Origin of the sequence: Bradyrhizobium sp. SZCCHNRI20481 (assembly GCF_032485055.1) — a bacterium.
Classification (GTDB): Bacteria; Pseudomonadota; Alphaproteobacteria; order Rhizobiales; family Xanthobacteraceae; genus Bradyrhizobium.
In genome coordinates, this window is the sequence record NZ_JAUEUE010000012.1 from 101,622 (window position 1) to 116,631 (window position 15,010).

At 66.2% G+C, this 15,010-nt stretch carries 9 protein-coding genes; 3 read left to right on the forward strand and 6 right to left on the reverse strand.

Annotation, left to right across the window (positions count from 1 at the left end; all coding sequences use genetic code 11):
* Positions 1-23 precede the first annotated feature (23 nt).
* The 3 genes from fdhF to QX132_RS20465 are packed head-to-tail and all read left to right on the forward strand — an operon-like array spanning position 24 to position 3,985.
* Positions 24-2,903, forward strand: coding sequence for a formate dehydrogenase subunit alpha (gene fdhF / locus QX132_RS20455; RefSeq protein WP_315798381.1), 2,880 nt, complete (start codon positions 24-26; stop codon positions 2,901-2,903).
* Position 2,904: 1 nt separating this feature from the next.
* Positions 2,905-3,753 (forward strand): formate dehydrogenase accessory sulfurtransferase FdhD, encoded by an 849-nt coding sequence (fdhD, locus tag QX132_RS20460; RefSeq protein WP_316162672.1) that lies wholly within the window; start codon positions 2,905-2,907, stop codon positions 3,751-3,753.
* Positions 3,743-3,985 (forward strand): formate dehydrogenase subunit delta, encoded by a 243-nt coding sequence (locus QX132_RS20465; RefSeq protein ID WP_315777578.1) that lies wholly within the window; start codon positions 3,743-3,745, stop codon positions 3,983-3,985. The genes fdhD and QX132_RS20465 overlap by 11 nt, the downstream gene beginning before the upstream one ends.
* A 33-nt stretch (positions 3,986-4,018) precedes the next feature.
* On the opposite strand, the gene QX132_RS20470 is transcribed toward QX132_RS20465, so the two are convergent.
* The 6 genes from QX132_RS20470 to QX132_RS20495 all read right to left on the reverse strand — a co-directional run bounded on the left by QX132_RS20470 (position 4,019) and on the right by QX132_RS20495 (position 14,939).
* Entirely contained in the window at positions 4,019-6,976 is a 2,958-nt protein-coding gene (locus tag QX132_RS20470; RefSeq protein ID WP_316162674.1) for a bifunctional [glutamine synthetase] adenylyltransferase/[glutamine synthetase]-adenylyl-L-tyrosine phosphorylase, read from the reverse strand.
* A complete protein-coding gene (locus QX132_RS20475) occupies positions 6,973-8,433 on the reverse strand; it encodes a sensor histidine kinase (protein ID WP_316162676.1) in 1,461 nt (486 codons plus the stop codon). Before QX132_RS20475 ends, QX132_RS20470 begins: the two co-directional genes overlap by 4 nt.
* Positions 8,417-9,097, reverse strand: a complete 681-nt coding sequence (locus QX132_RS20480) for a response regulator transcription factor (RefSeq protein WP_315739932.1) — start codon at positions 9,095-9,097, stop codon at positions 8,417-8,419. The genes QX132_RS20475 and QX132_RS20480 overlap by 17 nt, the downstream gene beginning before the upstream one ends.
* Before the next feature lie 259 nt (positions 9,098-9,356).
* On the reverse strand, positions 9,357-10,940 hold the full coding sequence (locus tag QX132_RS20485; protein ID WP_315777576.1) for a Do family serine endopeptidase: 1,584 nt from the start codon (positions 10,938-10,940) through the stop codon (positions 9,357-9,359).
* 1,175 nt (positions 10,941-12,115) lie between these two features.
* Positions 12,116-12,982, reverse strand: coding sequence for a hypothetical protein (locus tag QX132_RS20490; RefSeq protein ID WP_315777575.1), 867 nt, complete (start codon positions 12,980-12,982; stop codon positions 12,116-12,118).
* Between the two features lie 613 nt (positions 12,983-13,595).
* Entirely contained in the window at positions 13,596-14,939 is a 1,344-nt protein-coding gene (locus tag QX132_RS20495; RefSeq protein WP_316162678.1) for a methyl-accepting chemotaxis protein, read from the reverse strand.
* Positions 14,940-15,010: the final 71 nt, after the last annotated feature.

Sequence of the window (15,010 nt, forward strand, 5' to 3'; positions counted from 1 at the left end):
GCTATCGGGAAAGGACACCGACCATGTCGCTCATCCACGAAACCGATTACGGCACGCCCCGCTCCAAGTCCGAGACGATGGTCACGCTCACCATCGACGGTCAGAGCATCACCGTTCCCGAAGGCACCTCGATCATGCGCGCGGCCATGGAGGCCGGCACGCAGATCCCGAAGCTGTGTGCGACCGACATGGTCGATGCGTTCGGCTCCTGCCGCCTCTGCCTCGTCGAGGTCGAGGGCCGTGCCGGCACGCCGGCCTCCTGCACCACACCGGTGGCCGCGGGCCTCGTCGTCCACACCCAGACCGAGCGGCTGAAGAAGCTGCGCAAGGGCGTGATGGAGCTCTACATCTCCGACCATCCGCTCGACTGTCTGACCTGCGCCGCCAATGGCGATTGCGAGCTGCAGGACATGGCCGGCGCGGTCGGCCTGCGCGACGTCCGCTACGGCAACCAGGGTGAGAACCATGTGTTCGCCGACGCCTGCGGCGAGGCTAATCCTGCCTGGCTGCCGAAGGACGAATCGAACCCCTATTTCACCTACGATCCCTCCAAGTGCATCGTCTGCTCGCGCTGCGTCCGCGCCTGCGAGGAGGTGCAAGGCACGTTCGCGCTGACCATCTCCGGCCGCGGCTTCGACAGCCGGGTGTCGCCGGGCATGAGCGAGAGCTTCCTCGGCTCGGAATGCGTGTCCTGCGGCGCCTGCGTGCAGGCCTGCCCGACCGCGACCCTGACCGAGAAGAGCGTGATCGAGATCGGCCAGCCCGAGCATTCCGCCGTCACCACCTGCGCCTATTGCGGCGTCGGCTGCACCTTCAAGGCCGAGATGCGCGGCGAAGAAGTCGTGCGCATGATGCCCTACAAGGACGGCAAGGCCAATCGCGGCCATTCCTGCGTCAAGGGCCGCTTCGCCTATGGCTACGCGACCCACAAGGAGCGCATCCTCAAGCCGATGATCCGCGAGACCATCGACCAGCCCTGGCGCGAGGTCTCCTACGACGAGGCCTTCAAGTTCGCAGCCGACAAGCTGCGCGGCATCCAGGCGAAGCATGGCCGCGACTCGATCGGCGGCATCACCTCGTCCCGCTGCACCAACGAAGAGACCTATCTGGTGCAAAAGCTGATCCGCGCGGGCTTCGGCAACAACAATGTCGACACCTGCGCCCGCGTCTGCCACTCGCCGACCGGCTACGGCCTTGCCACCACCTTCGGCACCTCCGCCGGCACGCAGGACTTCGACTCGGTCGAGGACAGCGACGTGATCATGGTGATCGGCGCCAACCCGACCGATGCGCATCCGGTGTTCGGCTCGCGCATGAAGAAGCGGCTGCGCCAGGGCGCCAAGCTGATCGTCGTCGATCCGCGCAAGATCGACCTCGTGAAGTCAGCGCACATCAAGGCGGACTATCATCTGCCACTGCTGCCCGGCACCAACGTCGCCATCCTGACCGCGCTGGCGCATGTCATCGTCACCGAAGGCCTCGTCAACGAGACCTTCGTGCGCGAGCGCTGCGACTGGAGCGAATTCCAGGACTGGGCCGAGTTCGTCGCGCTGGAGAAGAACAGCCCGGAGGCGGTCGCCGGGATCACCGGCGTCGATGCCGAGACCATCCGCGGCGCGGCCCGGCTCTACGCCAAGGGCGGCAACGGCGCGATCTATTACGGCCTCGGCGTGACCGAGCACAGCCAGGGCTCGACCACGGTGATCGCGATCGCCAACCTCGCGATGGCGACCGGCAATATCGGCCGCCGCGGCGTCGGTGTGAACCCGCTGCGTGGCCAGAACAACGTGCAGGGCTCGTGCGACATGGGCTCGTTCCCGCACGAGCTGCCGGGCTACCGGCACATCTCGGGCGACGCCGTGCGCGACCAGTTCGAGGCGATGTGGAACGTCAAGCTCAACCCTGAGCCGGGCCTGCGCATCCCGAACATGTTCGACTCCGCGATCGAAGGCACCTTCATGGGCCTCTACGTGCAGGGCGAGGACATCCTGCAGTCGGATCCCAACACCACGCATGTGGTGCAGGCGCTGTCGTCGATGGAATGCGTCATCGTCCAGGACCTGTTCCTGAACGAGACCGCCAACTACGCCCACGTGTTCCTGCCCGGCTCGACCTTCCTGGAGAAGGACGGCACCTTCACCAACGCCGAGCGCCGCATCCAGCGCGTGCGCAAGGTGATGAGCCCGCGCAACGGCCTCGCCGATTGGGAGGTCACGATCGGTCTCGCCAAGGCGATGGGCTTCGAGATGAAGTACAACCATCCGTCCGAGATCATGGACGAGATCGCGGCGCTGACGCCGACCTTTGCCGGCGTTTCCTACCAGAAGCTCGAGGAAATGGGCTCGGTGCAGTGGCCCTGCAACGAGAAGTTCCCCGAGGGCTCGCCGATCATGCATGTCGACGGCTTCGTCCGCGGCAAGGGCAAGTTCGTGGTCACCGAGTATGTCGCGACCGACGAGCGCACCGGCCCGCGCTTCCCGCTGCTGCTGACCACCGGCCGCATTCTGTCGCAGTACAATGTCGGCGCTCAGACAAGGCGCACCGACAACGTGGTGTGGCATGGCGAGGACGTGCTGGAGATCCATCCGCACGACGCCGAGCAGCGCGGCATCCGCGACGGCGACTGGGTGCGGCTGACCAGCCGCGCCGGCGAGACCACGCTGCATGCGCTGATCTCCAAGCGCGTGGCGCCGGGGGTGGTCTACACCACCTTCCACCACCCGCTGACCCAGGCCAACGTCATCACGACAGACTATTCGGACTGGGCGACCAACTGTCCGGAGTACAAGGTCACGGCGGTGCAGGTGTCGCAGTCCAACGGCCCGTCGGACTGGCAGAAGGCCTATGACGAGCAGGCCCGCAACTCGCGTCGCATCGCCCCGATCGTGGAGGCGGCGGAGTAGCATGACCGATGCAGTGCGCATCGCGGATCGTCTGGTCTGGCGCGACGGAGCCCTCACCGAGGGCCACCGCCGCGTGCCGGAGGAGACCGCGGTCGCGCTGACCTATAATGGCGGCACCCAGGCCGTCATGATGGCGACCCCGCAGGATCTCACCGACTTCGCCATCGGCTTCAGCCTCAACGAGGGCATCATCGCCAGCCGCGACGACATCATCTCGCTCGATGTCGTCGAGCTTACCGACGGCATCGAGCTCAGGATGTGGCTGCCGCCGGAGCTTGCTGCGCGCATGGCAGAGCGCCGGCGCAGCCTCGCCGGTCCCACCGGCTGCGGACTATGCGGCATCGACTCCATCGCGGAAGCGGTGCGGCCGGTGGCGCGCGTGCCCGCGGGCCGGCGCTTCGCGCCGCGCGACGTCATGACCGCGCTCGCCGCGATCGAGCCGCTGCAGAAGCTCAATCGCGAGACCCGCGCCGTGCACGCCGCGGCGTTCTGGACGCCGGCGCGCGGCATCGTTGCGCTCCGCGAGGATGTCGGCCGCCACAATGCGCTCGACAAGCTCGCCGGCCACCTCGCGCAGGCGCGAAGCGTTGCGACCCAAGGCATCGTGCTCATGACGAGCCGCGTCTCCGTCGAGCTGGTGCAGAAGGCCGCGGCTATGGGCGCCCCCGTTCTGGTCGCAGTGTCAGCACCGACCGCGCTCGCCATCCGCATGGCCGAGTCCGCGGGGATCACACTGATTGCGGTGGCCCGCAACGACGGCTTCGAAATCTTCACCCATCCCGACCGGATCGTCGCGAGCGCCGAGACCGGCGCGCGATCAACACAGACGGACAACACCCATGTCGCATAACCCCTCCGAGCGCCTCGTCTACATGGCCAACCAGATCGGCAAGTTCTTCCAGAGCCAGGGGCAGGAGAAGGAGGTCGCCGGCGTCGCCGAGCACATCAAGAAGTTCTGGGATCCGCGGATGCTCAAGACGATCTATGCGCATCACGACGCCGGCGGCGCCGGCCTCGACCCGGCGGTCAAGGAAGCGATCGGCCGGCTGAAGCAGGCGGCGGTCGCCAAGGAAAAGGCATAGGCGGCCGGCTGTCCTACCGCGCGCCTGGTCCGGTCATCCCTCCACGAGTGCGGTGAACACGCGCCGCACCTCGGTCTGCGTCTCGCGCAGGCGCGCCTCCAGCGCCGAGAAATCCGGCGCATCCCCCGCCCGCGCCATCACGCGCAGCAGGTCCTCTCCAGCCTGATCCGGCTTGAACTTGTCGCTGACGCACAGCCGCACGATCTGCGTCAGATCGTGATAGAGCCGTGCGGCCTGACGCAGGATCACGGCTTCAGCACGCGGCAGCACGCCGAGCCGCTCGGCATTGTCCAGCACCGCAAGCGTGCTGACATCGAGAATCTCCGGCGTCGTCGCGGCATGGACGAGCTGCAGATATTGCGCGACGAAGTCGATGTCGACCATGCCGCCGGCGGCGTGCTTGAGATCCCACAGATCGGCCTCGCCCTTCTCGGCGGCGATCGCGCGGCGCATGTCGGCGACGTCGCGCGCGATCGCGCTCCTGTCGCGCGGCCGGCGCAGCGCCGCCTGGATGATCTCCTCGATGCGCGCCCGAAACGCCGGCGACGCCGAGATCACCCGCGCGCGTGTCAGCGCCATGTGCTCCCAGGTCCACGCCTCCTGCTCCTGATAATGCGCAAAGGAGTCGATGTGCGAGGCCAGCGGACCGGCGCGGCCCGACGGCCGCAGCCGCATGTCGATGTCGTAGAGCACGCCGTAATTGGTGCGCGACGTGAAGGCCGAAATCAGCCGCTGGGTGAAGCGCGCAAAATAATGCGCGCCCTGCAGCGAGCGCTCGCCGTCGGAATCCGGCGCGTCGGCATCGAAATCATACAGCAAAATCAGGTCGAGATCGGACGAGGCCGTCATCTCGCGCGCGCCGAGCCGCCCCATCGCGACGATCGCGGTCTCCTGGCCCTTGATGCGGCCATGCTGGGCGGCAAAGCGGTCGGTCACGAGATCATGCACGGTGTGCACGATGCCCTCGGCGACGTCGGCGAACGCGGTGCCGGCCTGCTGCGCTGACACCGTCCCGGAGAGGATGCGCGTGCCGATCAGGAACAGGCTCTCCTGGCCGAACAGCCTGAGACGATCGAGAAACTCCTCATAGGTCCCGGCATCCTGCAGCGTCGACGCCAGCCGCTCCGACAATTCACGCCGATCCGGGATGGCGCCGAAGAAGCGCGGATCGATCAGGCCGTCCATCAGCCGCGGCTGCCGCGCCAGCATGTCGCCGAGCCGAGGCGCCGCCCCGAGCACGAGCGCGACGAGCGCGACGAGGTCGCGGTTCTGCCCGAGCAGGGTGATCAGGCGGCCGCCGAGCTGCAGTGCCTGCAGGAAACGGTCGAACGCGACGACCGCGCGATCCGGCTCGTCGGCATGGGCGAGCCCATCGATCAGCGCAGGCAGGAAATCGGTGAACGCGGTGCGCGTCGCATCGGTGCGGAACACGCGGTACTCGCCCGCGAGCCATTGCTGCAGGGTCTTGGCGACCATCACGGGATCGCGGAAGCCCAATGCGGCAAGATGCTCCATCAGGCGCGGTTCGTCGGGACCGGCGCCGTAGTTCACCGCCGGCAGGCTGACGGTGCCGGTGGGATCGCCCTCGAACAGCCGGGCGTAGTGTCCCTGCACGACGTCGAGATGGAACAGCAGATCGGTCGCGAACCGCTCGCGGCTGTCGTAGCCGAAGAAGCATGCGAAGCGGCTCACGCCCTCGATATCGTCGGGCAGGCTGTGGATCTGCTCGTCCGCCATCATCTGCAGCCGGTGCTCGACCCGGCGCAGGAACTCATAGGCCGTGGTGAGCTCGTCACGCGCCTGCTCCGTGATCCACTTGCTGGCGGTGAGCACGTCGAGCGCCTGCAGGGTCGGACGCACCCGCAGCTCGGGGTGGCGGCCGCCGGCGATCAGTTGCTGGGTCTGGGCGAAGAACTCGATCTCGCGAATGCCGCCGCGCCCGACCTTGACGTTGTGGCCCTCGACCGCGATCTCGCTGTGGCCGCGATAGACCTGCATCTGCCGCTTCATGTCGTGGACGTCGGTCAGCGCCTGGAAGTCGAGATGCTTGCGCCACACGAAGGGCGACAACTCGGCCAGCATCGCCTCGCCCGCGACGACGTCGCCGGCGCAGACCCGCGCCTTGATCATCGCGGCGCGCTCCCAGGTGCGGCCCTCGCGCTCGTAGTAGTGCAGCGCCGCCTCGGTCGACATCGCCACCTGCGTCGAGGCCGGATCCGGCCGCAGCCGGAGATCGACGCGGAACACATAGCCGTCCGCGGTGCGGCTCTGCAGCAGCCGCGCCATCGCTTGCGTCACGCGGACGAAGAACGGCTGCGGCTCGATGTCGCGCGCCAGCGAATTGACCTCGGGGTCGAAGAACACGATCAGGTCGATGTCGCTCGAATAGTTGAGCTCGCCCGCGCCCATCTTGCCCATCGCGAGCACGAACAGGCCGCTGCCCTGCTCCGGATCGTCGGCATCAACGGGCGCAAGCCGGCCGCGCACCGTCTCCAGGCGCAGCAGATACCGCAGCGCCATCTGCACCGAGGACACCGCGACGTCGGTCAGCCCCGCCGTCACCTGCATCACCGGCCACACGCCGCCGATGTCGCACAGCGCGATCAGCAGCGCCGCCTCGGATTTCAGCCGCCGCAGCAGGCTCATCACCTCGGTTTCGCTGGAGGCGGCGAACACCTCGCGGCCGGTGCGGGCGATCAGCTCGGAAAGGTGCGCCTGCGGGTCGCAGCGCAAGAGACGGTCCAGGCGATGGCCGTCGGCGCGCACGAGATCGAACAGATAGGGCGAGCACTCGGCAATCCCGAGCAGGATGGTTCGCGGCCAGCCGTCGGCGAGCAGCGCGCGGAGCGAGACGGCCAAGGACGGCTCGAGCTCGGCGAGCCACTCATGGAGGCGGCGTTCGGCTTTGTCGGGCGCACGGACATGCGGGCCGGCAACGAAACGTTCGGCCAGCGTCTGCCCGTCCGCGTTTCCCGGCGCGGATGAGGTCATGCGGCCTTCTGTGGCACATCCTGCGCCGGCGCCGCAAGCTTCGCGGGCACGCCGGCACCGGCCGGCAGCACCAGCGTCGCGATCAGCCCCGGCCTGGCATCGGCGAGCTGGAGCTCGCCGCCATGCAGGGTCGCGACGGCGGACGCCAAGCTGAGACCGAGGCCGGAACCGGGCAAAGTGCGGCTCGCCTCCAGCCGCACGAAACGCTCGACGGCGCGCTTGCGCTCGGCCTCGGGAATGCCCTCGCCATGATCGGTGACGCTGAGCAGCACCTGTCCGCCCTCGCGCCGCGCCTCGATCAGGATCTCGCGGCTATCAGCGGCGGCGGCGGCATCGAGCGGCAGCGCCGCCGGCTTGCCGTATTTGATCGCGTTCTCGACGAGATTGGCGAGCGCCTGGCTGATCAGCTCGCGATTGCCATGCACCGGCGCGGCCGCGGCCTTCACCCGCAACGTCATCTCATTGTCCTCGGCCAGCGGCTCGTACAATTCGTGGATGCCGCCGGCAACCTCGGCCGCGTCGAACTCGACCATGTCGCCGCGCGCCTGCCCGGACTCCGCCCGCGCGATCATCAAGAGCGCGTTGAAGGTCCGGATCAGGCCGTCGGATTCCTCGATCGTGCGCTCCAGCGCGGCGCGATATTCGTCCTCGGAGCGCGACTTCGCCAGCGCCTCCTCGGCGCGGTTGCGCAGCCGCGTCAGCGGCGTCTTCAGGTCATGCGCGATGTTGTCGGAGACCTCCTTGAGGCCGGTCATCAGCGCCTCGATGCGCTCCAGCATCGCGTTGAGATTTTCCGCCAGGCGATCGAGCTCGTCGCCGCTGCGCCCGACCGGCAGACGGCCGGAGAGATCGCCATCCATGATCCGCCGCGTCGTGCCGGTCATGGCATCAATCCGGTGCAGCACGCGCCGCGCGACGAAGATGCCGCCGCCGATGCCGAGCACGACCACCACCAGCACCGACCATTGCGCCGCCTTGGCGACGATGCCGAACAGGCGGCGGCGCTCCTCGAGATCGCGGCCGATCAAAAGCCGAAAACCGCTGGAGAGCTGCGTGACATAGACCAGCGCGCGGTGGCTATGCTCGGTGCTGTCGTCGAGCCGCCGGTAGAACGTCTCCGACCAGCCGGATGAGCCCATCACGCCTGGCGCCAGCGAGCCGACATTGCCGGCGATCGCCTGCCCGGTCGGCGTGGTGATGAGATAGAGATTGGCGCCGGGCCGCAGCGCGCGGCTCTCGATCGCGCCGACGATTCCGCGCAGGCCCCAGCGGGCGAAGATGTCGGTCATCTCGCTGATTTCGGAGGTGACCGTGGTCGAGATCTGCTCGGTGATGAGCCGGCGGGTGTTCCAGGCGAAATAGCCGAGCAGCGAGGCTGCGAACAACGCAAACAACAGCAGATAGACCAGCGTCAGCCGGAACGCCGTGGTGCGGATCAGCTTACCGAAGGCCGTCACGGATCATATACCCCGCGCCGCGGATGGTGTGGAGCAGCGGACGGTCAAAACCCTTGTCGATCTTGGAGCGCAGCCGCGAGATGTGGACGTCGATCACGTTGGTCTGCGGATCGAAGTGATAATCCCAGACGTTCTCGAGCAGCATCGTGCGCGTCACCACCTGCCCCGCATGCTTCATCAGATATTCGAGCAGGCGGAACTCGCGCGGCTGCAGGGTCAGCTCGTCCTTGCCGCGCGCGACCCTGTGAGAAAGACGGTCGAGCTCGAGATCGCCGACCTTGTAGGTCGTCTCCTCCGCCGGTCCGCCATGGCGGCGCGACAGCACCTCGACGCGGGCGAGCAGCTCGGCAAAGGCGTAGGGCTTCGGCAGATAGTCGTCGCCGCCGGCGCGCAGGCCCTTGATGCGGTCATCGACCTGGCCGAGCGCCGAGAGGATGAGCACCGGCGTCCGGTTGCCCTCGTCGCGCAGCGCGCCGATCAGCGACAGGCCGTCGCGCTTGGGCAGCATGCGGTCGACCACCAGCACGTCGTAATCCCCGCTTTCGGCCATGGCGAGCCCCTCCTCGCCGTCGCTGGCGAGGTCTGCGACATGTCCGACCTCGCGGAACGCCTTGACCAGATAGTCGGCGGACTCGCGGTCGTCTTCGATGATCAGGAGGCGCATTGCGGAAACGGGGGCGGTGGTCACGGTTGGTGTCCATCTACATGGACCGGCCGCGGTTTCCGTGCAAGGCGGCGTGGGCCCGGGGTTGATCGGCAGCAAAGTGGGCGGTGAGGTTGGGGGACCTCACCGCCCGAGTTCCTTCCGACGGAGGGGGGCGTTGTCCAACGGAAGGTCTGTGGGAGCGGAACTTTAAGCCCGCCCCAGGAAGAGCCGCCGACGCGGGGGCACTTGCCGGCGGCCTCCCATCTCGTAAGGGCTCTTAGCCCTTGGCCAGCGGCACCGCGACGAAACGCGACTGGCCGCCGCTCTTCACACGCATCAGCACGCTGTTCTTGTTGTCGGCCTTGGCGGCGTTGATGGCCTCGCGGACGTCACCGGCCGAGGTCACCGACTTGCCCGCGACCTCCAGGATGACGTCGCCTTCCTTGAAGCCGCGATCGGCGGCCGCGCTCTTCGGATCGACCTCGGTGACGACGACGCCGTCCTTGCCGGCGCCGGCAACGCTCGAAGCGGGCGCGACGGTCATGCCGAGCTTCGGCACGTCGGCGCCGCGGGTCGGGCTCGCATTGTCGCCGCCGGTGTCGGCCTTGGCCTCGATCGTGTTCGGCAGCTTGCCGAGCGTCAGGTTGATGGTCTTCTCCTGGCCCTTCTGCAGGACGTTGAGCTTGACCGAGGCGCCCGGCGCAATGCCGCCGATGGTGCGGGCGAGCTCACGCGCGTCCTTCACCGGCTCGCCATTGACCGCGGTGATGACGTCGCCGGACTGGATGCCGGCCTTCGCCGCCGGACCATTGGCCTGGGGCTCGGCGACCAGCGCGCCCTCGGCCTTCTTCATGCCGAGGCTGTCGGCGATATCCTGCGTCACCGGCTGGATCTGCACGCCGATCCAGCCGCGGCTGACCGAGCCGCTGTCCTTGAGCTGCGCGATCACACTCTTCACCGTCGAGGCGGGGATCGAGAACGCGATGCCGACGCTGCCGCCGGACGGCGAATAGATCGCGGTGTTGACGCCGACGACATTGCCGTCGACATCGAACGCCGGACCGCCGGAGTTGCCCTTGTTCACGGGGGCGTCGATCTGGATGAAATCGTCATAGGGGCCGTTGCCGATGTCGCGGCCCACGGCCGAGACGATGCCGGCCGTCACCGTGCCGCCGAGGCCGAACGGATTGCCGACCGCCAACACCCAGTCGCCGATGCGCGGCTTGCCGTCGGCGAGCTTGGCGAACGGGAAGTTCGTGCTGCCCTCGACCTTGATCAGCGCCAGATCCGTACGCTGGTCGGTGCCGATCACCTTGGCGCTGTAGGTCTTGCCGTCGTCGGTCGTCACCTCGACCTTGTTGGCGCCGTCGACCACGTGGTTGTTGGTCACGGCATAGCCGTCGGCGGAGATGAAGAAGCCGGAGCCCTGCCCGGTCACGGCGCGACCACCGCCGCGGCCGCCGCGGCCCGGCATGCCGGGAATGCCGTTCTCACCGCCGAAGCGGCGGAAGAAGCGCTCCATCGGCGAGCCCGGCTGGAACGGCGTATCGTCGTCGCTGTCGTCCTTGGCGACCTTCTCCGCGATGTTGACCTTGACCGAAATCACCGACGGCTTCACCCGCTCCACGATGTCGGCAAAGCCGACGGGGCGCGCGACCTTGCTGACCTCGTTGGCGACCTGCGCGTGCGCCGAGGTCGAGAACAGATCGACCGGCGCCCCCTGCGGCGACAGGCCATAGGCGGCGACGCCGAGGCCCGCGACCACGGAGGCCATCAGCGCGAACTTGCGCGCCGAGAACAGCCCGCGCCGGGGCTGGCGATAGGACGGAAGCGAGGACAGGTCGGTCGGACGGTCAGTCATACGGTTTTCTCCGCAAGCGATTTTGGTCAAGGTCTAAACTGGGGTCCCGGGCTGTGCGCCCCGTTCGCCAGTGAAGATGGGGGCCGCCGCCTTACGGCGTGCTGGCTGCGGCGTTAAACTTCTGTAATGGACGGACACGAACACTGCGGCGGAATGGCGCAGATGGTGGAGCGAGGGTGAAAAGACGTTTGCGCCCAATAACTTGCCAAAGCCTCGGCCGCCCTCTGGCCGCCATCATTTTGGCCGCTCCAACCAAAGTCGCACCCAGCGACGGCCCGACCGGGCCGCTCGGCCGGGCGATGACAGTTAGGCGAAAGCCGCCGCTCCACTCCATCCTGTCATTCCCCGCGAAAGCGGGGAATCCAGCACGCCGAGCCCTCTCGGTTCAACAATGACCGCTCCGGCGTACTGGATCCCCCGCTTTCGCGGAGGATGACAGTGGAGTGTGAGGCACACCGCCTGTCCCAATCTCCGTCATTGCGAGCGCAGCGAAGCAATCCAGGGTGGTGGGCGGGACTCTGGATTGCTTCGCTGCGCTCGCAATGACGCGGAGAGATCTCGATCCACACTATCAAACAGCACTTGGAGAACATAACCGAGAGACGAGCCCCATCATCCTCGCGACGCATCCCGCGCCCGAGCTATGCCCTTGAACTCGTGCCCTCACGTCGAGGGCACAGGGAAGGCCGGGCGCTGGCCGCGCCCGTGGCCCGCCTGCGGAAAAAAATGCAGGCGGCAGGTACCACAGGTCTGGCCGAACACGCCCGGCCCTCCCTGTGCGATGGTGTTAACGATTATACGTGATCTCCCCGGGGACCGGCTGTCTTGCCCCCGTCACCGGCGGATCATCACCACCGGCTTGGCCGCAGCATCGGGCGACCAGGACCACACGATTTCCCGTCCGCGTTCCGCCGTTCGTCGGCGAGGCCAAACCCCGCTGCGGCAGCCCGCGTCCATCGCATTCCGAAACCCGCGTCCGTGACGATCGCGATACGCTCCCTCAGCGGAACGGAACGCGCGGAGGATAAGGGTGATTTGGGGTGGAGCGCAAGAGTATTTTTGATTTTCGGAATTCGTAGGCGGGTTTTCGGAAGGCGAGTGGTTTTAGCCGGCCACGACAGGAGAGCTGGAATGTACCTAAGCCACGGATCACATGCGCCAGAACAGCACACCCTTTACTTGGATAATTTCTTGGACGCCGCAGATGGCAGTTGAGGGTCCACCGCGATGTTGATGTGACGATACACGATGTTGCTCTCCCTGATGTCTTCCGGGACGTTAATTTGCTCTTTGGTTACAACCACCAAATAGCGATGGCTGGTCAGCTCCAATCCGCCGAGTATCCCGCCTCTATAGATTTCCGCTTGAGCCTTCGCTTCACGGTAGGCGCTATCTGCATTGCCAGCGGTCACTCGCTTCCATTCGGTCAATACAAACCCGAGTGAGAGAGGTGCTGCGTCAATCCGCAAAGGCTCTTGATAAACAAGGTCAGTTTGCCCTCCTGCCGTGGCACTCACCTTAAAAGCCCAAATGCCATGCCAAAGGAGATGGACCGAACCGAGCTTCTCGCACGCGGTTTCATGGTGCGAATGCGCCTTTTGCCACTTTGACCGATAGTCCTCGTCAGCAACGATTTGGCGTTGTAGGTGCAAAAACGCCAGCTCAGACGCAGATCGGAGTTGCTCAGTGTGATTGCTCAGCAAATACGTCAACTCCGCCTCGAAGGCGATGAGTTTCACGATGATAGTGCGAACGAGCAAAGCATCAGCTACAGAGTTCTCTTTAATCTGACGACCAGCGTCATCCTTAAATGCGTCTATGGCGAGAGTCGCGGTCACAGGTAGCAAGCTCTCGTAATCTTGCTGAAAGCTTTCGATTGAAACAAGAATGTCAGCACACTGACGTTGCAACTCCTTCTCTGCGCCATACGACGATTTGTTATTTGCTGCGAGGAACCGCGCGTGTGTTGCAGCCGCTCGCTCAAGACCATGAATACGAGCGGATATACATTTCCAAACGGAAATATAAGTCAGCGCGCTCATTATCTCCTCCACGGCTTCGTTTGAACCCACGAATGGGCGGCATGAATGTACGCACGATTTCACCAAAAGAACAGCGAGCGTGTCCCCATCCGCGTGGCGATATCCGGGGTCAACACGGCTAGCGTGTACGAACGCGGATGTCGGCATTACTCGTCCAAACTAGTGCGCTGAACTCATCGTAAATGAATCTAAACTCGCAGGTACAGCGCTCGTGGCCCATCCGTCGAGACGCCCACCCGCGGCGGGCTCCTCAAGAAGAGGTTCAAAACGCCGCGAACTCTTAATCCTCATGGTGAGTAGCAAGCGTAGCTCGGATGGGCGCAGCGATATCCGGAGTCATCTCTAGAGCTGGTGCAATCCCGGATGTCCTGCACTCATGCGGGCTACGGGACGGACCGCCCCATCGGTGGTGCGTAGGGCGGCTTAGCCGCAGGCGTAAGCCGCCGCGATCCGAGCTCGGTCTGCAGTGGCGGATTACGCTGCGCTAATCCGCCCTACTCGACCGAACGCGTCGCCCGGATGAGCGCAGCGATGTCCGGATTCGCCTCGGCGGCGCGTGAGACCCCGGATGTCGCTGCGCTCATCCGGGCTACGGGCGAGATGCCCGCAACTACTAGCTCGCCTTCACGCTCACGATGAACGCATCCACCTCGCGCTTCAGCGTCTCGGCCTGTTGCGACAGCTCGCCGGCGGCGTCGCGGGCCTCAGAGGCGAGGCGGCCGGTTTCGGCCGAGGTGGAGGTGATCTGGGCGATGTGGTTGGAGACGTCGAGGGTGCCGCGGGCGGCTTCCTGGACGCTCTTGGAGATGTCCTGGGTGGCGTTGCGCTGCTGCGAGGTGTCGACCTCGATGCCGGACATGATGGCGCTGATCTCGGAGAGCGTGGTCGAGATGCCGTCGATGGCGCCGCGGGTCTCGGCGGTGATGCCCTGGATGCTGGCGACATGCGCCGAGATCTCGTCGGTCGCCTTGCTGGTCTGGTTGGCGAGGTTCTTCACCTCCGACGCCACGACCGAGAAGCCCCTGCCGGCCTCGCCGGCGCGGGCGGCCTCGATGGTGGCGTTCAGCGCCAGCAGGTTGGTCTGCGAGGCGATCGCCTGCACCAGCTGGACCACGGCGCCGATCTTCTCGGCGGCGTCCGACAGCGAATGGATGGTGTTCTTGCTCTTCTCGGCCTGCGACGCCGCGCCCTCGGCGCGCTGGGTGGCGTCGGAGACGCGGCGGCTGATGGTGCCGATCGAGCTCGACATCTCCTCGGCCGAGCCGGCCACCGTCTGGACGCTGCGATTGGCGTGGTTGGCGGCGGCCTCGACCGCATTCGCTTTGGCAGAGGTGTCGTTGGCGGCGCGCGACAGGGTCTCGGCATTGCTCTTCAGCCGGACCGCCGAGGACGCCACGCTGCCGACGACGCTGGCGACGAGCTCGTTGAAGGAGTGGATGCGGCCGTCGAGAAAGCGCGAGCGCTCGCCCTGGCGCTGCGCCTCCTGCAGCTCGCGCTCCGTGAGGCGCTGGCGCTCGATGCCGTTGGTCTTGAACACCTCCAGCGCGCCGGCGAGCTGGCCGATCTCGTTGCCGAGGCCGAGGCCGGGAATGCGCGTGTCGAATTTCTGGTCGGCGACGTCGCGCATGGCGCTGACCATCGCGGCGAGCGGGCGCAGGATGCCGTTCTGCACGGCGGCGTAGGTCATCAGGCAGACGGCGCTGGCGAACACGGCAATGGCGACGCAGGCCATGAGGAAGTAGGAGAACGCCGAATGCGCCTGCTGATAGGTCAGCATCGCATGATCACGCGCCGGGCCGCTGAGACTGGCGAAATCCGACGACAGGCTGGTGATCTGGTTGTTGAGATAGAGCACCGCGATGAAGCCGGTGCCGCCGCCGATCGCCAACAGCATGAGGAGAGAGGCCACGACGCCCCCCACGAGGAAGCGGATCGTCAGATTACTGTTGGAGAACATCGGATTTGCCCGGGTACGTCAGACGGAATGTCAACGCACACTTCCAGACAAAGGTAAAATAAGCTGAAAGC